Below are 19736 nucleotides of genomic sequence, written 5' to 3'. Positions count from 1 at the left end.
GGTGCGCCATGAACGGCGTACATAATCATAACGGACCCATGCAATCATTAGGGCTATCCGGCACTAAGCCGCAGGCAAGCAAAAGATAACCGGTTTACGCTTTCCTTATGGACGTGCGAGATTACCGCAGCAGACTCAGCCGAGTACAGGCGGGCTATACATTCAGACTTAACAAAAAAAGCGGGCTATTCGCCCGCATCGCTTACGATCGCACCGACCTGCAACTCGCTTCGCTTTCTGTATTCGCCGGGCGTAATGCCCTCTACTTTCCGGAAATGCCTAATGAAATTTTGCGAATTGTTGTACCTGAGCCTTTCGGCGATTTCGGACACTTTCATGTCCGTCTCGACGAGCCATTTCCGGGCCATGGCCATGCGATGCATCGACAAATAATCGCTGAAGCTGACTCCCTTCCCTTTGCGAAACACGCGTTTGATGTACGAGGGATGGTAATGGAGCAGCGCGGCGCACGATTCCAGCGTCAGATCCGTATCGTAATTGCGGTGAATCACGGCGGCTATTTCGTCCGAAAGGAGCTTCACTTGCGATTCGTTTCGTTTGTCAAAATGGTCAACGATCGGCTCCACCACAGTCGCCGCAAACCACTCTTCCATTTCCTGCATCGTCTTGGCCGCAAACATTTGGCCGAACAAGCTCCGCTCCTCGGCAAGCAAAGCTTTCATCGCGGGTCCCGAATCTTCGGCGAGCCGCAGCAGCTCCGTCAGCAGTCTGGACAAAAACAGCTCATAATACCGAGGGGAGAGGTCCATCGCCGCGATATCTTGCATAAATTGGTGCAGCCGCTGCACCGCGGTTTCGCGATCGGCCATCCGGACCGCATCGCAAAGCTCGCTCGCGATTCGCGACGGATACAGCGGTCTTAACGTTTGGCCGTGAAGCACGTCTTCGATGCGCAAAATGATTCCGTGGCCGAAGCGGATCCGGTATTTGAGGGCTTCGACTCCTTCGCGGAACGCTTTCGGCGTTTGCCTCAATTCGCGAAACGGCCGGCTTATGCCAATACTCACCTGCAAGTCGAGAACGTCCTTGACTGTTCGCTGCACCGTCTCGGCACATTGGAAGACGAAGCTGTCGAAGTCCGCTTCCTCTTCTTCTTTTCCGCATAGCAATATCGCCTGGCACTCATCGACCGGCACCGGCAAATACCGGCGTTCCGGCGGAATCAGCTCCATCATAATGTTGTTGACAGCGATCATGAGCAAATCGTGATCGTGCTTGCGGTACCTCGTTCCGGACAGCGTATCGATTTGCAGCGCGAATACGCAAAGCCGCCGCCATTCGGCCGGGAACCGGTATTCGGCCAAATGCTCTCCGGCCGCATGCGCCGCCTGTTCCCCTCGAAACAACTTCTGCATGAAAAATATTTTCAGCTGCTGAATTTGCGATTCCACTTGTACGCTCAGCTGCTTTTGCGTCTTCAGCATCGATTGGATGCGCTCCTGGATGAAATCGAATTCGTCGCTGCGCCTCTTGTTCTCCTTCAGAGCCGCCGTGCCGACGACGGACTGGAACAGCTTTCTGACCGGAGCGTACATTTTATTCGAGCCGAACATCGCGATCGCCGAAATAGCAACGAACAAGGCTAGACAGGTCAGGAACGTAATCCAGCCGATCGTCCTGGAATCTTTGGTAATATCATCCACCGAAACCGCCGTGACATACATCCACTCGTTATAGGCCGATTTCCGGTAAATCACCCTCATGCTCCGCTTATCCGCTGTCGCGTTAAATGCTCCGCTCCCTTCATTCATCTTCATTGCCGTTTGAATATAAGACGGGCGGGAGACATCGGTACCTGGTGCGGACGAATCGTCGTACGTCAATATGCTGCCGCTGCTATCGACGATCATCGTTTTATGCTCCCGACGGTCGAGATTGATCATCGTCTGCAAATAACGCACAGGAATTTGTACGACGATCATGCCGTGGGTCGGGCCATAAGCGATGGGCAGCTTTTTGACCAGACTGATGTACGGCCTGCCGCTGACGGTTTCGTACACCCAGAAGGAGAGCCGGGGATCGCGCAAATATGAATGAAGCCGTTCGCCATGCTCGTTTTCTGCGAGCGCCTTCAGGCCGTCGTTATGGATGAGCCAGTTTTGCTCGGAGCTGACGAGGAACACATTTTCAATGCCGAATTCGAATGTTTTCATATAGCGCAAGCTTTGCAACATGTCTTCTACCTCCAGAAAGTCCCTGGGGGTGAGCGGCTTTTGGATAGCGCTCTTGACCGAAGCGGTGTTGGCGTATTGAATCACCATATTGTCGACCGCCTTCAGCTCCTGCTCGACGCGGGACTGCGTCTGCTGCAGAAGCTGCGCGTTGCTCTCGTTCACTTTGCGCTGAATCATCCCGGACGACTTCGCGTATGAAAATATGCCCAGGAACAAAACGGGGATGACCGAGAGGATAAGGCTGAACAAAAACAACTTTCTCCTATAGTGCGACGATCGGATAACGGTCACCCCCAAGTCCCGAGAAATGCTTTATGCGCCCGAGATTCGCGGCATCGGCATCGGCTCTTTGCCGAGTTCGGCCCATATGTATTTCATCAGCAGCTCCGACTTCAAATCTTTGTATCGCTCGTCGTGCCACAAATTGCGGATTTCGCCCGGATCTTCTTCCAGGTCGAACAACTCGCCGTAAGTTTGGTTAAAGTATACGGTAATTTTGTACCGCCGGTCCACGTACGTTTTCTGATGAATCGTCGTCGGTTCGTGGTGAAATTCGCATATAACGTGCTCCCGTGACGCCTGGGACGGGTCCAGCCAGACCCGGGACTGATCCACTCCCGTCATGGCCCCCGGAACGTTCAACCCGGCGAAGCTGAGGAAAGTCGGCGCCAAGTCGACAAGCGATTGCAGCGAATCGGAAACTTGGCCGGCGGGAACCCGGTTCGGATACTTGACAATAAACGGAAGGCGAATCAAGTCTTCGTAATGAAACCCGCCTTTCGCTTGCAAGCCGTGTTGCCCGAAGAAGTGGCCGTGGTCGGTCGTAAACACGACGATCGTATTGTCGGCCAGCCCGAGCTCATCGAGCTTGTACATTATCTTGCCGATACACTTATCCATGAAGCTGACCATGCCGTAATAAACGGCAACCGACTTCTTATGATCGTCCTCGGACATTCGGATATGGGAGTGGTAGCCGTGAATGCCGAACCCCGTCTCACGATAGGCGGAGAAATCCGGGTCCGGCTCCTGTGTCATGCGAAAATGCGGCGGATTGTTCTCGTGTTCGCCCGCGGCCGCTTTCGGAATGGTCAGACGGTCGGGATCATACATGTTGGCCCACGGTTCGGGCGCCAAATACGGCGGGTGCGGATCGGGAAAGCTGGCCCACAGGAAAAAGTTATCTCCGCTCTGCTTGTATGTATCCAGCAGGGCGTTCGTTCTCTCCGCGATCCACGTGTTGTAATGAAATTCCTCGGGAATCGGCCAGCTGAACTTCGCCGCCTCGTCCATCGTACCGATCGGCGGAGTGAAGTAGTCCCGCCAGTTCGAGCAGCCCCGCTCCTCCATCCAAAGCGCGTAATGCTGTCCGACCAGCCATTCGTTCGTATGGTTGCGGACCAGCTCCGCATGTTCGAAGCCGTAGTAAGGGCCGGTAAACTTTCGCCAAAAATCGAAATCGTGAAGCATCATCCGGCCTTCGAGCGAACGATATTCGTCCGTGGAGCCGACCGGCTGAAAGTGCGCTTTTCCGACTAAAGCCGTACGGTAGCCTCCTTGCCTTAGCAGCTCTCCTACCGTTTGCCTGTCCTCCGGCAGCATGGTACCCAAAGTCCACGCTCCGTGCTGGCTCGGATACATGCCGGTAACGATCGAGGCCCGTGTCGGCGTACATGTAGGATTCGGGCAATATGCCCGCGAAAACGTCGTGCCTTCCTTTACGAGCCGATCCAGGTTGGGCGTTGAAATTTCACGATTGAAAGCGCCTAACGTATTCCAGTGCTGCTGGTCGCTCGTAATAAGCACAATATTGGGCTTGTTCATCGCTCGCGTTGGCCTCCTCTGACGTTCATAATTGACTTTATCTTACTCGGAGGGTGCCGAAGCGGCAATGACAGACAGTCGCTTTTTCTTGGCATTTTGTCAGGTGTGGTGATATACTTTGTGGCACAGACCGGTTAAGGAGGGTTTCCTGACATGCAGGAATACGCCTATGAATTCGCGGAAAACATTTACCTTACTCCCGACGATTTCGATAAAGACGGCGGCGTTTGGCCGATCCGCCTCGGCCGCAATATCGCGAAGCCGAACTACCATGCCGGCCCCCGTATCATCGATTACTACAGCTTGCATATTGTCAGGTCGGGAGCAGTCCAACTCACGTACGGTGATCAATGCGTTCGGCTCGGACAAGGGGATATATTTTGCCTGTTTCCGCATGTACCCTACTCGTACAAAATAGCGGCATCGGACGATCCGCTGCAGCTGGCCTGGATCGCTATCGACGGGAAACAAGTCCCGGCGCTGCTTTCCCGAAGCGGACTGCACGAGCACACGCCTTATTTGAAAAGCGTCGTTAGCAAAAAAGTCGAATCCGTCTTTCACCAGCTCTTTCGTACGGTAACGAACCGCGAGCTGAAGCATCGATTGAACAGCTGCAGCTTGCTATACCGGCTGCTTGGCCTTCTCGTTTGCGAATCGGCTGCCCGGAGCGATATCGATGCGGAGCCGGGCGATTGGATTGGGAAAAGCATCAGCTACATGAACACGCACTACACGGAAAATATAAACGTGCAAGATGTCGCAAGCCATGTCGGCATTCATCGTTCTTATTACTCCAAAAAGTTTACGGAATACGTAGGTATGACTCCCGTCCGTTACTTGCAAAAGCTGAGAATGGACAAAGCGATGCGGCTGCTGGAGGAAAGCTCGCTGACGATTACGGAAATCGGCTTGAGCCTTGGATATTCCGACTCCCCTTCTTTTACGCGGGCGTTCGGCAACTATTACGGAGTACCTCCGACCCATTTTCGCAAATAACGGCGGCGAGCCGGCATGGGCCGATCAAACATGCTATCCAAACGAATGCCATCGATTTGGGTAATGAATAGGCATCCATCTAAGCACACTCCTCTGGTTAAACGTATATTATTTCAAACCCAGAAGGAGGTATGTCATGGCTAACGTTATAGTAAGCCCGCGTTTTAGAAGGTTGTGCAATCAATTCGCTCGTATTTTGGGCGGTGAACACGAAATCGACCCGGGTCCCGTTTGTTTTGTCAGCCGGGCGCGGAAACTGAGAGCGGAAATTTTGGGCAGGCGCACCACTTCTCCGTTAGTACGCTATCAGCTTTTTTCGTTTGAATCTCTCGACAAGTCGGGGCGCGCGCTGTGCCTGGGCGAAACGGCCGTATTCCAAAACCAGGCCAATCGCTTGATCAGAAATTTGCAGCGGCACGGCATTAAAGTAACGGCGCTGCATAACCATTGGTTGAACGAACGGCCGCGGCTCATGTATATTCACTGGGAGTCCATTGACAATCCTGTAGCATTTGCGAGGAAGGTGAAAGCGTCCATCGCTTTTCTAGGTTAGATTAGGTAAGATGATGAACAGAGCCCCGGCTTTGAACCGCCGAGGCTCTTTATGGCCGCCGCGCTTATTCTTCGAAGTCTTCGTAGCGAGAGCGAGAATACGCGAGCTTGCGCCGCTGCCTTATTTTCTCTTGCAATTGTATTTGGCGCGCAATGGTATAACCGATCAGGTAGGCGGAGGCAGACGTATTTCCGTCCACGGTAAACGGAATGATGGAGCATCCGCCACGACTAAATCTTTTACGCCATGAACATTTCCCCGGCGGTCTACTACCCCGCCGTTTTTCAGAGGCGCCATTCGCAAAAAGCTTTGCTGATGATGATTGTGGCCGAAATTTTCCCGGATGAATTGTTCCAATCTCGAGTCGTCATCAATGACGTCAGGAGCTGGCGAAACGAGCTGGTATGACGGATCGATCGCCGCTAATTGCGCTGCAATATTTTTTATATAAATTTTGTAAATATTTTTTACCGCTTCCATATCGTCGGAATTGTCGAGAAACCCTTCGTCGGCAAGCACAATGGTTAAAGGATCGTTATTTTGAATGTTGATCGATCCGCGGCTCTTCGGACGCATATAAAGAATGGCCAGCGTTAACATCCCTTCGGAGGCGATACCCAGCAGTTGTACCGCACGCCGGTTGGGAGCAATTCCGGTTGGATCCGGCAATAGAGCTCCTCCGGTGTAAAGTGCATTCGGGTCATTTGACGGCAAGGGCCTATCGTTGGGGTTGGCCCTGAAAACAGCGAAGTTAAGCGTATGATTCCGCAATCTTTTACCTACATTCGGATTATGGAACACAACCGGAATGCGCGCTTTTTTGAGCGATGCGGCAGGTCCGATCCCGGACAACATTAATAGCTGGGGGCTGTTGATTCCGGCGGAAATAATAACTTTCTTTCTGGCGTAAGCTTTGAGACACTTGCCTTCCCTTAAAAATTCCACACCGGATGCCCGCTTGTTGGAAAAGAGAACCCGCATGGCCGTCGATTTAAAAAACACCTGCAACTTCCGCCCCTTCACTCCATGCCCGCTCGGAGTCACGATATCCGAACTTAGGAATGCGGTCGAAGAGCTTTCCCTGCGCCCGCTCGGATGTTGGTACAGCTGCCACCGGGTAAACGGGCCTAATGGCGTTTTGGGGTCGTTATAATCGAGAATCTCCGACAGTCCTGTAGCTTGCTCGATGGCTGCCGTCAGTTTTCTCGCCATTCCCGTCGGATTTGCAGGAGCTTGCCTTATATCGATTCTCCCGTTCCTCCCTCTCGCCCCTGCGTTGCTTGTGCGTCCGTTATAGTTCTCCAACTTTTTAAAGCGGCGAACGGCCCGTCTTGGGGACCAGAGCGGTCCTAGCAATTTTTCCCACTCTCTTAACACGGCGGCCGAAGGCCGAACGTATTGTTCACCATTGATCGAGGAGCCCCCGCCTGCAAGCCGGCCTGTCGTCCACTCGAACGTTCGGTCATCGACTCCTTGCTGCGGAACCCCCTCTCCTTGCCAAAAATATTCCGGAAAAAACTGCTCTTCCAGCTTCAGGGCAAAAGTTGAATCTCTGATCGGCTGATCTTTATCGCGCTTTTCGCCCGCTTCCAAAAGAAGTACCGACGTTCTATTGTTATCGGTCAACGTTTTGGCGATAACTGCCCCGCCGGCCCCGCACCCGACAACAATGTAGTCAAAAATAAGCTTCCTGTTCATCTCTGCTCTCCCTTTACATGGGCTAGTGCAGAATATGTTCGGCGGATTGCTTAGGTGACGCGGTATCTATGTTGGCGCACTTGATTGAGAAAAATATTCATCAAAAGCGGCAACGAAATGAGGATGGGAGGATCGCCCGGACTGGGCGGGTGGAGCATCACTTGTTGATGCGGGACGACGCTGTTCGGTTTTACGACGATTGGCACTTTCGTGCGGGTGCGCAGCGTCGATTGCGGAAGCAAAATGTCCGTCGCCTGCATCCCCCATGGAACCGAAGTCGCCATCAAGTAATAGGTGCCCGGTTTGACGTCCGTAAAGTAAAAATCCCCCAAAGAAGGAAGCAGCGTTCCGTATATAGGATGTCCCTCGGGAATCGGTTTGGCAAACAAGCCGATCAGAATGACGCCTTCAAACGGAAGCGATGCCCGTACGGTCCCTTCGATTCGGGCGTATCGATCGGAAGCGGGAATCATCGTTTGCCAATCGTCAAGCCTTTGCAGCAATCGGACCAGGTTGTCCGCTTCCGGCGGCGAGTTGCGAAAGGCGGACGGCGTAACGCCCACCCGTTCGGTAAAACGGGTAGTGAAGGTGCCGAGACTTTGTTGTCCGATTTCCAGACCGACGTCGCGAATGCTCATATTGGTGCGCAATAGCAGCTCCTTCGCTTTTTGCAGGCGGAGGGCCGAAACGTAATATAAAGGAGGAAGCCCGACTTTTTCCTTAAAAATGCGCGTGAAGTGGTACGGGCTGTAGGCAATATAGGAGGCCAAGCGGCCAAGCGGAAGCGGGTCGTATAGATGTTGATGAATATAGGCGATTACCTCGTCTATTTCTGCATACCGTTCAGTCGACATTCCGCCACCATCTTTCCAGGAATAGAACAATAGTTCGCATCCATATTACCACATTTTTCAGGCGAAGGGAATGCCTTAGTGAAGCTATCGTCGTTTGTTGCTTCTTCTGAAGTAAGGCTGCAGCTTGTCAGGGTCGTTCGTAATGACGCCGGATACGCCGTATCTTATCAGTTTTTTCAGTTCGGCAACGGAATCTACCGTGTACGGGAATACTTTGATTCCTGCCGAACATACTTCCTGGACATCTTCTTTGGTCAGCAGCAAATGAAACGGATGTAGGGAATAGACGGGGATACCCAGCTTCTCGATGTCTTGCATGTAATCCAGAAAATTTGCCGATAAAAGCCCTACTTTCACTTTGGGCTCCATCCCCTTCAGACGCCTCAAACAAGAGTGGTCATAGGAGGAGATGACAACATGATCGAAGCGGTTAAACCGCCATAAGCATTCGATGAGCTGGCGTTCCATTTCCCCGCCATACGAATGCTTCACTTCGATCATGATCAGCATGCGATCCGGAACAAGTTGAAACACTTCATCAAGAAGCGGTACCTTCTCGCCCTTGTATTTTTTGGAAAACCAGGAGCCGGCATCATAGCGCCGCACTTCTTCGGCCGACATGTTGCGGATCATTCCGGTGCCGTTGGTTGTTCTGGCGATGCTAGCATCGTGGCAAACGAGAATTTTCCCGTCCAGCGACAAATGCACGTCCAATTCAACGCCTTCGCATCCGCGCTTCAGCGCTAGCCGGAACGAGGACAACGTATTTTCCGGCGCTTCGCGGGGTGCCCCGCGGTGGCCGATGATCAATGCTCTGCTATCCTTCTTCAAAGCATAAGCTCCGTCCTTCTGTTCGTAGTTGATAGTACCATGCGCGAAGCATTATGAAGCATCCAATCAGTTGTATGTGTATTCGCGATCATGATGCCTTGCATAGGCGAGAGCCCGATTTCCCGCTTCTAGGTGAACGCCCTCTTCCGGCGTGCATAAGATGTGTGGAAAATAGTTCAAGGAGAGGATAGTATCCGATGAGTTATACAACTACTCCTGCAGCCCGCCCTCATGCGATGCCAATGGCGTCGACCAGACTGGCTCCGCATGAAACGATCGACCTGCATGAAGTTCTAGTTGCTAAAACAACCGGGCTCGCCAAGCTGAAAGACGCCGTGCCCAAAATTGAAAACCCGGAGTTGAAGCAGCTCGTGCTTCATACCATTCGGGTAACGGAGCAGCATATCGCGGAAATTATTCATCTGCTGCAATACCGGGCCATTTTGCCTTAAGGAACCGAGAGGAACCGGCTCACACCGTCCTTAGGTCGAGCGCGTTTCCCGGCGTTAAGCCGGCCGTGCGACGTCTTGCACGTTGCTCGCCGTTACTCCTCGGGCTTAACGTCTAGAAGCGGAATCAGCTTAAGTATAGGCGCAGCTCATACTTTTCCGATGCAGGAACATACGGGAGGAACATCAGATGGAAATGTCAACCGAAGATCGGTTTATCGCATCCGATCTGCTGATTTTTGCCAAAAGCGGAGTCCGCAACGTCAGCTTGCTTATAACGGAAACGACCACGCCTTTTGTCAGGGAAGCTTTATTGAACCAGCTCATTCAAGGCGTACAGCTGCACGCGCAAGTGTTCAACTTTTTGTATGCCCACGGCGTGTACCCGAGCCACAGCGTCGAACGAGTCATTCAAGGGAACATTCGCGACGCGCAAATTGCACTGAGCAAGCCGATCCACCAGTAAGATGAGATGGCAAGACCCGGCTTCGGACCAATGCTGTCCGGAGCCGGGTCTTATACTTCTTAGTATGAAGGAGCGGGATTACAAAGAAGCGCCCGAGCCGCCGTCGACATTGACGGAAGTGCCGGTGACGTAAGAGGCGGCATCGGATGCCAGGAAGACGATCACTCTCGCAGCCTCCTCCGTATCGCCAATGCGGCCGAGCGGGATGCGGTGGCGCGGATCCCGCGCATATTCGTCCCACGTCATGTCCGGCTCATCCCGCTTCCATATTCGCTCGATTTGGTCGCTGCGGATCATGCCGATGCATACCGTATTGACCCGAATGTTGTCCGCAGCCAGGTCTTTGCTCATCGCGTTCGTCAAGGCCAGCCCCGCAGCGCGGCTCACCGACGAAGGCAACGACGAGGCGGGAGGCGTTTTGGCGGACGATGTCGTAATATTGACGATAGCTCCGCCTCCGGTCTCGCGCATATGAGGAATGGCGTAGCGGGAGCAGTGGATCGCTCCGAACAGCTTCAGATCCAGATCGCGCCGCCACAATTCCGTCCTCGCCTGTTCGAACGGCATCGCGGCCGCCGTGCCGGCGTTGTTCACCAAAATGTCCAATCGCCCGTACCGCTTCACCGTTTCCGTTACCGCTCGCTCGCAATCCGCCTCGCTGGCCACATCTGCCGCAATATAAAACGCCTCCGCCCCGGTACGTTCGCTAATGTAAGCGGCGGCATCGCGCAAATCGGCTTCGTTTCGGGCGCATATTACCACCTTGGCGCCTTCTTCGGCCAAGCACAAAGCCGTCCGGAACCCGATCCCTTTGCTGCCGCCCGTAATTAACGCAACTTTGCCAGCCAGCTTCAAGTCCATATCCAATCCTCCTCCACTATGTCCATCTTGAAAATTATATCATTTTTCCCGCCTGCGGCGCGCATCGCGAATGCTAATGAATCAGCTTGCTCTCCTTCGCTTTCGCGACCATCCGCTCGGCCGCACGGTTGATTGCGCTCTTAAGCGCCAGCCCGATGAGCAGCGCCGCGCCAACGAACAGCAGCAGCACAGCCACGTCTTTGGCAACAATATCCCACAAAATGCCGCCGACCGCTTCCCGCATCATGCTGATCGCATATGTGAAAGGCAGAAACGGATGAATCGCCTGGAAAAACGGCGGCGTCACTTGAATCGGAAACGTCCCGCCCGAACCGGCCAGCTGCAGCACGAGCAGAACGATCGCCATCGCTTTGCCGACGTTGCCGAAGACAGAGACGAGCGTATACACGATCAGCATAAAAATGGCGCTTAGCAGCATGCCGAACGCGATAAACGGCAGCTTGTCTGCAACGTACGCTTTCAGCAGCCATATATCGCCCGCAGTGACTAAAACCGACTGCAAAACAGCGAGCGTACCGAACGTCATATAGCGCCCGAAGTAGATTTGATAGCTTTTCAACTGGGCTTCCGGTTCATGAACTTCAACCGTCAGCAAAGACACAAGCAGCAGCGCTCCGACCCATAACGACAGCGTCGTGAAAAACGGCGACATGGCGGAGCCGTAGTTCGGGATCGGAAATAGCTTGTTCTCCGTCAGCTTGACGGGCTCGGCGAAAAAGTCGCTTTCTTTGTCGGCGTTAATTTTGAGCAAATCGATCAGCTCGTTCAAAGTACCTTCTTTCTCGAGCTCCCTTATGCGGTCCGCGATACTTTTCACCTTCGCTTCGGCGGCAGGCAAGTCCCGCTGCAGCGCGGCCAGCTCCTGGCCGCCAATGGCAAGCCCTTTTGCCGCATCGCCGACGATTCGCTCCACATCGGGAATGCTCTTATTCGCATCCGCGAGCATCGCCTGCACGTTATGCGCAGCCGTAGTCGCCTGGTTCATCGCTTGCGAAATTTGCGGCACAATTTCGGTGTCGTAGCGGGCCAGCACGTCCCCGAGCGCGGCCGACGTCTCTTTTCCAAGTTGGCTCAAGTCGTTCACCAGCGTGTCTGCAGGCGCTTCCCCGCGGCTTATGGCGCTGCGGATCGCGCTCACAGCTGCCGCTTGCTGCTGCCAGCGAGCATCGATCTGCTGCAGGCTGGCAATGACAGGAGCCAGCGCGTTGCCGCCGGTGAAGGACTGCAGCCGCTGGAACAGCGTGACGAGGTTCTGCGTGGCCGTGTGGGCGAAAGCCAGCCGCTGGGCGGTTCGGTCAAGCGCCGCGATGACGATTGCCGGATCGGCTTTGTTTTGCTGCAAAATGCCGGCCAGCTCCCCCACAGAATCCGCCGTTTCCTGCAGCAGCGCAAGGTCCTGCTTGATGTTCGGCGCAGCTCATTCATCGCCGCCGAGGCGCTGCCAAGGAAGTCCCCGAGCCGGCTCGAGAAGTCTGCCCCCTCCTGCGCCAACTGCGCCGCGAGCGGAAGATTCTGTTGAATTTGCTGGGCGATCGCGCTCGCCTTATTGACATCCGCTACCGCAACGTCCACCGCTTGATGAATTTCCGGCATCATCGCTTCCAGCCGAAAAATCGCATCGCGCACTTTCTCGATATCGGGCAAGTTCCTTTGCAGCTCGACCCCTATTTCATTGAAGACGCGAAAGATCGCTCCGTTCGCCGTCTTGACGAAGGCGCTGCTGATTTTATCCACAATGCTGCTTGCGCCTTTGGCGGTAATCTTCGGCGCTATCGCGTTGATTTTTTCGTTGACGGTGTACACAAGCTCCGCCTTTTGCGGATTGGGTGTGACCACCGTAGCGATTTTCTCCGAAAAGTCGGCAGGAATCGTAATGCTCGCATAATAATCGCCATGGCGAACCCCTTGCAGCGCCTGCTCGTCATTAACAAAAATCCAGCCGATATCATGGTTCTCCTTCAAAGAGTCTACAACTTCGGCCCCGATGTTCAGCGGAGTGCCCCGTATCGCGGCACCTTTGTCGTCGTTGACGACAGCTACCGTAATCCCCCCGGTTTGTCCGTACGGATCCCAGGAAGCTTCGATGTTAAACCACGCATATAGTGACGGCAGCGCGACGAGTCCAGATACGATGATGGCCGCCGCCCAATTCGTCACGATATTGCGGATGTCCCGCGCATAAATCCTGCCGGCTGCTTTCATTTCTGGTCCCTTCCCGCTGCAATATTCAGTAGTATTTGCCGCAACCGGGGAGCCGATACCAATAATCCCCAAACGAAAAAAATCCCCGTCCTGCGGGGATAGTACGTATGATTGAGGTCAAGATGACTTTTCTTGATAACGCTGATAAAACCAGATCGCCGCCGCCAGCCAAGCGCCGCTTGCGAGAAAGCCTCCAAGCACGTCGCTCGGGTAATGAACACCCAAATAAATGCGGCTAATGCCGATTAAAGCGATCATCGCGACGCTGATCAGTATAAGTATGACGCGGCCGAAGGCGGTCGGAATGTGCCGCCACAGCAAAAAGCTGGCGACACCGTACAAGCTGAAAGCAGCCATGGAGTGGCCGCTAGGAAAGCTGAAGCCGTTCGCTTCGACGATCCGGTGCACGACCGGGCGGGCTCGCTGAAATACATGCTTCAATATTTCGTTTAACAGCGTTGAGCCGGCGACAACAGCGACGAATAACAGCAGCTCCTTCCGATGACGAAGCACGATGTACAGAAAAGCCATGATGGCGATTGCAATCGCGACTACCGGCCAACCCGCGCCGATATTCGTGAAAAATATCATCACCTGCGTCAGCGGCGGCGACTCCAGCCCTTGAATGAACGCGGCCACCGAACGGTCGAACTCCGCAATGGCATTGTCGCCGATCATCAGAGCGATCGCGCCAAACCCGATAACGCAAATGAGACTTATAACAAACGCCCGGGATAATTGAATTTTCAAGCTCATAGCAATGCCAGCATACCTCCTGCAAGGCTCATATCGCCGATTTTTTCCATCTTTTTTTGACGTACCATGCCACAAGCCCGGCCACGACGACGATGAGCAGCACAACGAGCAGGTAGCGGTGAATCGTCTCCGTCACTTTGCGCCAATGTTCGCCCAAATAAGTTCCCAGCGTTATAAACGTAACCGCCCACAGCATCGCTCCGGGAAGCGCATAGACGAGAAAATGGCGAAACGGCCACTTGCCTATGCCGGCCAAATAAGCGGTAATGTGGCGGACTCCCGGAATAAAGTAGCCGATCGTTACCGCAAATTTGCCGAAACGCTCGAACCATCGATGTGTTCCGTTCAGCTTTTCCTCCGTAATATGGACGTACTTGCCGTATTTCACGAGCACCGGATAGCCTAGCTTGCGCCCGATCAGGAAGCTGAGGCTCATTCCCGTGAAACTGCCGACGACAGCAACGGAAACCGTAGGTATATAATGCAGCCGGCCTTTCGAAATCAAATAGCCGGCAAACGTCATCAGCACTTCATCGGGCACCGGCAAGCCGACAATTCCGAGTGTCAAGGCGCCAAAGATGCCGACATAACCATAATGGGCTATAAACGCTACGAGCTTGTGCTGAAGCAAGCAGGCAACTCTCCTTACGGACCGACTGATTGCCGGGAATCGGAATCTCCCTGGCAGCGCTTCAGTCTATCATACTTCACTGGGCGAATTTTATTCAATACCCTGCATTCGGGTACTGTTCGGTCACCTCTTTCAGCTCATAATCCCACCATGTGCGGCTCGTTCCGTTATTGGCGATGGTGACGGTATTGTTCCGGACGACGTAAATCCGGTTGTCCCGGTCCACATAAGCATCGAGGTTGTCGGCGATGAATAAGGAGCCCTTCACCTCGGTGGCCTCGGTCAAGCCGGCGATTTTTTCATACGTTCCGTCACCGTGCAGCCAGTAATAACCCGTTGTTGCCGGCGGCGCATTTTCCGGTCGGTACAGCTCGTACGCCTGCACGAGAAGCTTGCCGCCGTCCGCTTTCAGCACGCGCAAATACTGCGCCTTCAGCTGCTCGTTCCAATCGCGGCTTTTTCCGTCCGCCCCGATCCAGAGCACTTTGCCCCGGTATTGAGCCGTGCGGGCGGACAGCCTCGTCGGCGACATTTCCGACAGCCATAAGCCGCTGTCAACCTTGTAGACGGAAGGCGATTTCAGACCGGGAACAACTTGCACCTCGTCTTTATGCACGACAACGAGCGGCTGCTCGCTCGGCGTTTCGAACGGATTGCTCGGACCGACCGGGATGCGGAATGAGAACACCTTCGTGTCGGCGCCTGCATCGTAGGCGCTCTCGTCGTAAACGAACGGTGCATCGGCAGCGCTTTGTTTGCGGAACGCGGCATTTCCTTCCTCGTATTTCTCCACGCTTATTAGCGGCTTGTCGTTCAGCCACAGCTGATGGTCGCGATACGTCGTCAGCTTGGCTTGCGGCTGGGCGATTGCTCCCGCCGGCGCTGCCTGGCCTGCATCCCGCGCCGCCTGAATCCGCTTGGACTCTTCTTCGGACACGAGTTCAATCGAACCTTGCAAGCTTTTGGGGATGCGGAACAACCGATTCGGAACGTTGTGGACGTACGTGTACAAATACCTGTCGTCGTCATAGATAATCCCGGTCATATACCGGCGTTGCGCAGTTGCGATGCTCAAGCCGTCCTCGGCATCCCAGCCCAATTTCCAGCGAAAATCGTCTACGGCGTAATTCCACGTTAACGGGAAGTAGGTAATATCCTGAAACTCCAGCAGCGGATACGTCTGAGAGCCGTTGTCGATCGCCTGCTGATTGACTTTGACCGGATAATCGACTACTTTGGCCCGATAGCTCCGATCTTGCCGGAACGACCCGCCTTGCTCAAGATCGGGCTTCTCGGCCGCGGGCATATCCAGATCGACGTCCAGGCCGCTCTCTTGGCTCCATTTCAAGCGAAGTCCTGTCGCCTGGCTGATCGACCACGTCATCGGAATATAGGTAATGTCGTTATAGGTTAGCAATGGATATCGAAGCTTCTCGCTGTCGATCGCCACTCCGTCGAGCACGACCGGGAAATGCGGCAGCGTAACCGTAACGCTTCGTCCGGCCGCTTTTGCCTGTTGCGGGTTCGCCGCACTTACACTTAATGCCGTTAATAACGTTGCCGCCAGCAACTTTTTGTTCATTCTCCCACACCTCATCCGATAATCTGTCTGTGCTTTTCTTTAAACGCTACGGAGAGGAAAATGTTGCAAACGGCCAGCCATCCCGGATCGGATCCGTCAAAACAAGCTCCAGTCGAAATGCTCCGACAGCTGCTGCAGCACGTGCACGCCGGCGACGCTATTCCCTTTGCGGTTCAGCGCCGGACCGACGACGCCGATGCCGTAACGTCCGGGTACCAGCGTCAAAATGCCGCCGGAGACGCCGCTTTTCGCCGGCAGCCCGACCTCGATAGCGAAAGCGCCGGAAGCGTTGTACATGCCGCAAGTTATCATGAACGTCTTCGTAATTTGCACGAAACGGCGCGGAATGAGCCGCTCGCCGCTGATCGGATCGACGCCGCCGTAGGCTAGCACCAGCGCCATTTTGGCCACATCGGAGCACGTCACTTCCACCGCGCAATGACGGAAGTAGACGTCGAGGATGCGGTCTACGTCATCCTCCAGAACGCCGTTATCCTTGAGAAAATAAGCGAGCGACCGGTTGCGGTGCGCCGTCTCGTACTCGGATCGGTACACCTCATCTTTCACTGCAAGCCCGCTGTTTCCGGACACGCGCCGCAAAAACTGCAAGATCCGCTCCGCTTTCTCGTCCGCGTCACGGCCTGCGATCATGGATGTAATGGCGATGGCACCGGCATTTATAAAAGGGTTGAACGGAATGCCGGGTTCGACAAGTTCCAGCTTCAGCATCGAGTTGAAATCGTCGCCGGTCGGCTCTTTGCCGACTTTGGCAAACACGGCGTCCTCTCCCCGATCCATTAGCGCGAGAATAAATGTAAATACTTTGGAAATACTTTGCATGGTGAAGCGCAGCTCGCAATCGCCCGCCATCAGCGTCTGGCCGTCGCCGTTCATAAGAGATATGCCGAGCGCGTCATGCGGCGCTTTCGCCAGCTCGGGAATGTAGGAAGCGACGCGGCCGCGGGCTGTTTCCTTTTTGCTTCCTTCCACATAGCGATGCAGCGTATTCTGCAGCTCGTTCCATTCGTTATCGTTCGTCAATGCTGACTGTCCCCTCTCTCTTCGTCTTGTCTTGCAGCCACCGATACCGGTAACAATTCATTCCGACCTCGCCAAGCTCTTCCAACAGCCCATAATTGGCCCACGCGCCGACCGCAGCGCCGATGCCCGGTACGAGCTGCAGCATTTTGCGGAAGTCGATCGTATCCCGGTATTCCTGCTGGAGCTGCATCCAGTCGACCTGGTCCTGATCCGTCGCCAGTCCGGCAGGCACAAGATCGGCGGCGGCGTTCCACCGCTTCAGCTTCTCCCAAATTGCCGCCCGTCGCTCCGAGCTTGAGAACGCGAGCTGAAACACATGGAGCAAATAAAGCCGCTCCCGGTAATCGTCCGTCGAATACCCGTACGCATGGGCCAGCTCGAACAAAAATTTCAGCTTAATGCCGATCAGTATCGGAAAATCGGCCAGTCCAAGCACAATGCCGCCCGCTCCCGTTCCCGCACCTTCGACGGTGGCAATGCGCCGGTACAGCTTGAGCGTCTCTTCGGCGCGAATGTCGTGATCCGCAAGCGATTCCGCCCGGAGCGGCTTCGTCTTCGGGATATAGTCCATGGAAAACAGCGCCGTTCGCACGATCGCTTTCACGGCGGCCGTCACCGACTGGTGCCATTTGTCCGGAAGCAGGTCGTTTACTTTCGTTTGTATTTTTTTTTCCCATTCGCGCAATCCTGCCCGGCGGTGCCGCAAGCCCCAGCTCCCATCTTCGCAGCCGGCTTCGGGTCTGAACTTCGTATAAGGAATCCGCCACCCTGTTCTCCCCCTGTAACACTTATTGCCCTATAACGATACGTATCATACGCCCGGAACATTCAAAACGGCCTTGCTCTATGGCAAGAACCCATTTTCTGCTATATACTGAATCTTGACGCGTTGAACAATGCGCAAGCAAGTAAACAATCGCCGGAAAGAAGGCCCGCTATGAAATTTCAAGAGTTCGCCTACAACCGTCCCGATTTGAAAGCTTTTGAAGAGACGTTCCTCGGCTTGCTGGACCGATTCGCCGCCGCCGCTTCGTGCGAAGAGCAAAACCGGGCGATGCAATCGATCAACGACGCCAGAAGCGAAATCGAATCGATGATGCAAATCGCCAAAATCCGCTACACGATCAACACCGCCGATTCGTTCTACAAAGCCGAGCAAGATTATTTTGACGAAGCAGCGCCGCTTTATCAAGGACTTATTGTGAAATACTACAAGGCGCTCGTCAGTTCCCCGTTCCGGAGCGAGCTGGAAGCGATATGGGGGCCGCAGCTGTTCGCCATAGCCGAGCTCGAGCTGAAGACGTTCTCCGATGACGTCACCCGACTGCTGCAGGAGGAAAACAAAACGGTCAGCGAATATATCAAGCTGGTCGCTTCCGCCAAAATACCTTTCGAGGGCGAGGACCGCACGCTCTCGCAGCTGGCGCCGTTCATGCAATCGACGGACCGAGCCATGCGCAAACGGGCTGCCGACGCCCGCTACGGCTTTTTCGAGGAGCACGAAGCCGAGATCGACGGCCTCTACGACCGGCTCGTGAAGCTGCGCACGGAGATCGCCCGCAAGCTAGGGTATGCGAATTTCATCGAGCTCGCTTACGCGCGCCTGAACCGGACCGACTACGATGCGTCGAAAGTGGCGGTTTTCCGCAAGCAGGTGCTGGAGCATATCGTGCCTGTCGCCACGAAGCTGAACGAACGGCGCCGCATCAGGCTCGGCCTCGACAAGCTGCGCTATTATGACGGCCTCTCCTACTTGACCGGCAACCCGACGCCGAAGGGCGATCCGGATTGGATCGTCGCCCAAGCGCAAAACATGTACGCCGAAATGTCGCCGGAGACGGATGCGTTTTTCCGCTTCATGTTGGAAGGCGGGCTGATGGATCTGGTCAGCAAGCCGAGCAAACGGGTCGGCGGCTATTGCACCTATATTAGCAAATATAAAGCGCCGTTCATTTTCTCCAATTTCAACGGCACGTCGCATGACGTCGATGTGCTGACGCACGAGGCCGGACACGCGTTCCAGGCTTATATGAGCCGCGGGCAGCAAGTGCCGGAATACAGCCATCCGACGCTGGACGCCTGCGAGATCCATTCGATGAGCATGGAGTTTTTCGCGTGGCCGTGGATCGAATCGTTCTTCAAGGAAGATACGGACAAATACAAATTTTCGCATATTGGCGGTGCGGTCTCGTTCATTCCGTACGGCGTCGCCGTCGACGAGTTTCAGCATTTCGTCTACGAGCATCCGGAAGCGACTCCGGCGGAGCGCAAAGCCGAGTGGCGGCGCATCGAGCGCGCTTATATACCGAGCCGGGAATACGACGATATGCCGTTTTTGGAGCGGGGCGGCTTCTGGCACCAGCAGCAGCACATTTTCAAAACGCCGTTCTACTACATCGACTATACGCTCGCGCAAATTTGCGCCCTGCAATATTGGAAACGTGCCAACGACAACCGCGACGATGCGTGGAACAGCTACGTGGAGCTGTGCAAAGCCGGCGGCAGCCGCTCGTTTACCGGTCTCGTCGCTTTGGCCGGGCTGCGTTCGCCGTTCGAAGACGGCTGCGTCGCATCGGTTATCGGCGAAATCGAAGCGTGGCTGGACGGTATCGACGATACAAAGCTATAACGTTCGCGAAATCGACCCGAGACTGGCGGCTGCTGTTCTCGGGTCGTTTTTTCATTGAAATGACATAATAATTATTATGTAAAATGGTTAGCTTCCGGCCGAACCCGCACGAAGCAGTTCTTCCATTGTCAACAACGAGTATAAGTT

Annotated in this window: 17 protein-coding genes and 1 pseudogene; 5 read left to right on the top strand and 13 right to left on the bottom strand. The window is 54.6% G+C overall.

All coding sequences use genetic code 11. The features are described 5' to 3' along the window. Positions 1 to 185: 185 nt before the first annotated feature. Both SD70_RS07255 and SD70_RS07250 read right to left on the bottom strand, forming a co-directional pair. The gene (locus SD70_RS07255; protein ID WP_041046946.1) at positions 186 to 2444 is read right to left on the bottom strand and encodes a helix-turn-helix domain-containing protein; all 2259 of its coding nucleotides are present in this window, start codon (positions 2442 to 2444) and stop codon (positions 186 to 188) included. 63 nt (positions 2445 to 2507) lie between these two features. Next, a complete protein-coding gene (locus tag SD70_RS07250) occupies positions 2508 to 4019 on the bottom strand; it encodes a sulfatase family protein (protein WP_041046945.1) in 1512 nt (503 codons plus the stop codon). Between the two features lie 153 nt (positions 4020 to 4172). Between SD70_RS07250 and SD70_RS07245 the strand changes: the two genes are divergently transcribed. Further along, complete coding sequence (locus SD70_RS07245; RefSeq protein ID WP_041046944.1) at positions 4173 to 5015, top strand: AraC family transcriptional regulator; 843 nt, start codon at positions 4173 to 4175, stop codon at positions 5013 to 5015. 136 nt (positions 5016 to 5151) lie between these two features. Further along, entirely contained in the window at positions 5152 to 5568 is a 417-nt protein-coding gene (locus SD70_RS07240) for a DUF1259 domain-containing protein (protein WP_041046943.1), read from the top strand. 64 nt (positions 5569 to 5632) lie between these two features. On the opposite strand, the pseudogene SD70_RS07235 reads toward SD70_RS07240, so the two are convergent. The 3 genes and pseudogenes from SD70_RS07235 to SD70_RS07225 all read right to left on the bottom strand — a co-directional run bounded on the left by SD70_RS07235 (position 5633) and on the right by SD70_RS07225 (position 8951). Next, positions 5633 to 7266: pseudogene (locus tag SD70_RS07235) on the bottom strand (GMC family oxidoreductase). A gap of 50 nt (positions 7267 to 7316) precedes the next feature. After that, positions 7317 to 8120: a helix-turn-helix domain-containing protein gene (locus SD70_RS07230; protein WP_041046942.1), complete on the bottom strand. Its 804-nt coding sequence runs from the start codon at positions 8118 to 8120 to the stop codon at positions 7317 to 7319. 84 nt (positions 8121 to 8204) lie between these two features. After that, positions 8205 to 8951: a glycerophosphodiester phosphodiesterase gene (locus tag SD70_RS07225; protein WP_041046941.1), complete on the bottom strand. Its 747-nt coding sequence runs from the start codon at positions 8949 to 8951 to the stop codon at positions 8205 to 8207. 197 nt (positions 8952 to 9148) lie between these two features. On the opposite strand from SD70_RS07225, the gene SD70_RS07220 reads away from it, so the two are divergent. Next, positions 9149 to 9403, top strand: a complete 255-nt coding sequence (locus tag SD70_RS07220; RefSeq protein ID WP_231571086.1) for a coat protein F — start codon at positions 9149 to 9151, stop codon at positions 9401 to 9403. 187 nt (positions 9404 to 9590) lie between these two features. Beyond that, positions 9591 to 9866, top strand: a complete 276-nt coding sequence (locus SD70_RS07215) for a spore coat protein (RefSeq protein WP_041046940.1) — start codon at positions 9591 to 9593, stop codon at positions 9864 to 9866. A 78-nt stretch (positions 9867 to 9944) separates the two neighbouring features. On the opposite strand, the gene SD70_RS07210 is transcribed toward SD70_RS07215, so the two are convergent. The 8 genes from SD70_RS07210 to SD70_RS07175 form a co-directional block, all read right to left on the bottom strand. Continuing rightward, positions 9945 to 10727, bottom strand: a complete 783-nt coding sequence (locus tag SD70_RS07210) for an SDR family NAD(P)-dependent oxidoreductase (protein ID WP_041046939.1) — start codon at positions 10725 to 10727, stop codon at positions 9945 to 9947. A 73-nt stretch (positions 10728 to 10800) separates the two neighbouring features. Then, positions 10801 to 11694, bottom strand: a complete 894-nt coding sequence (locus SD70_RS37705; protein ID WP_231571092.1) for a YhgE/Pip family protein — start codon at positions 11692 to 11694, stop codon at positions 10801 to 10803. A gap of 188 nt (positions 11695 to 11882) precedes the next feature. Next, entirely contained in the window at positions 11883 to 12950 is a 1068-nt protein-coding gene (locus SD70_RS37700; protein ID WP_231571085.1) for a YhgE/Pip domain-containing protein, read from the bottom strand. 117 nt (positions 12951 to 13067) lie between these two features. Next, positions 13068 to 13706 (bottom strand): phosphatase PAP2 family protein, encoded by a 639-nt coding sequence (locus SD70_RS07195; RefSeq protein WP_041046937.1) that lies wholly within the window; start codon positions 13704 to 13706, stop codon positions 13068 to 13070. Positions 13707 to 13734: 28 nt separating this feature from the next. Then, complete coding sequence (locus SD70_RS07190; RefSeq protein WP_041046936.1) at positions 13735 to 14337, bottom strand: DedA family protein; 603 nt, start codon at positions 14335 to 14337, stop codon at positions 13735 to 13737. Between the two features lie 94 nt (positions 14338 to 14431). After that, a complete protein-coding gene (locus SD70_RS32920; RefSeq protein ID WP_052487137.1) occupies positions 14432 to 15919 on the bottom strand; it encodes a hypothetical protein in 1488 nt (495 codons plus the stop codon). Between the two features lie 96 nt (positions 15920 to 16015). After that, positions 16016 to 16960 carry a glutaminase A gene (glsA, locus tag SD70_RS07180; RefSeq protein ID WP_041046935.1) on the bottom strand — a complete coding sequence of 315 codons (945 nt, stop codon included), beginning with the start codon at positions 16958 to 16960 and terminating at the stop codon, positions 16016 to 16018. Further along, on the bottom strand, positions 16947 to 17666 hold the full coding sequence (locus SD70_RS07175) for an EcsC family protein (protein ID WP_231571084.1): 720 nt from the start codon (positions 17664 to 17666) through the stop codon (positions 16947 to 16949). The genes glsA and SD70_RS07175 overlap by 14 nt, the downstream gene beginning before the upstream one ends. Before the next feature lie 231 nt (positions 17667 to 17897). Here SD70_RS07175 and SD70_RS07170 point away from each other — a divergent pair, with 231 nt between their 5' ends. After that, on the top strand, positions 17898 to 19589 hold the full coding sequence (locus SD70_RS07170) for a M3 family oligoendopeptidase (RefSeq protein ID WP_041046934.1): 1692 nt from the start codon (positions 17898 to 17900) through the stop codon (positions 19587 to 19589). Positions 19590 to 19736: the final 147 nt, after the last annotated feature.

It is taken from the genome of Gordoniibacillus kamchatkensis, assembly GCF_000829455.1.
In the GTDB taxonomy this organism is placed as follows: Bacteria; Bacillota; Bacilli; order Paenibacillales; family NBRC-103111; genus Gordoniibacillus; species Gordoniibacillus kamchatkensis.
Note: the sequence above shows the minus strand (reverse complement) of the source record. Positions and strands in the feature narration are given on the sequence as shown.

What these genes read in the sequence shown, in the direction of transcription:
- SD70_RS07250 (WP_041046945.1), bottom strand. Translation starts at nt 4,019, where the DNA reads ATGAACAAGCCCAATATTGTGCTTATTACGAGCGACCAGCAGCACTGG.
- SD70_RS07245 (WP_041046944.1), top strand. Translation starts at nt 4,173, where the DNA reads ATGCAGGAATACGCCTATGAATTCGCGGAAAACATTTACCTTACTCCC.
- SD70_RS07240 (WP_041046943.1), top strand. Translation starts at nt 5,152, where the DNA reads ATGGCTAACGTTATAGTAAGCCCGCGTTTTAGAAGGTTGTGCAATCAA.
- SD70_RS07230 (WP_041046942.1), bottom strand. Translation starts at nt 8,120, where the DNA reads ATGTCGACTGAACGGTATGCAGAAATAGACGAGGTAATCGCCTATATT.
- SD70_RS07220 (WP_231571086.1), top strand. Translation starts at nt 9,149, where the DNA reads ATGAGTTATACAACTACTCCTGCAGCCCGCCCTCATGCGATGCCAATG.
- SD70_RS07215 (WP_041046940.1), top strand. Translation starts at nt 9,591, where the DNA reads ATGGAAATGTCAACCGAAGATCGGTTTATCGCATCCGATCTGCTGATT.
- SD70_RS07210 (WP_041046939.1), bottom strand. Translation starts at nt 10,727, where the DNA reads ATGGACTTGAAGCTGGCTGGCAAAGTTGCGTTAATTACGGGCGGCAGC.
- SD70_RS37705 (WP_231571092.1), bottom strand. Translation starts at nt 11,694, where the DNA reads ATGCTCGCGGATGCGAATAAGAGCATTCCCGATGTGGAGCGAATCGTC.
- SD70_RS37700 (WP_231571085.1), bottom strand. Translation starts at nt 12,950, where the DNA reads ATGAAAGCAGCCGGCAGGATTTATGCGCGGGACATCCGCAATATCGTG.
- SD70_RS07195 (WP_041046937.1), bottom strand. Translation starts at nt 13,706, where the DNA reads ATGAGCTTGAAAATTCAATTATCCCGGGCGTTTGTTATAAGTCTCATT.
- SD70_RS32920 (WP_052487137.1), bottom strand. Translation starts at nt 15,919, where the DNA reads ATGAACAAAAAGTTGCTGGCGGCAACGTTATTAACGGCATTAAGTGTA.
- SD70_RS07170 (WP_041046934.1), top strand. Translation starts at nt 17,898, where the DNA reads ATGAAATTTCAAGAGTTCGCCTACAACCGTCCCGATTTGAAAGCTTTT.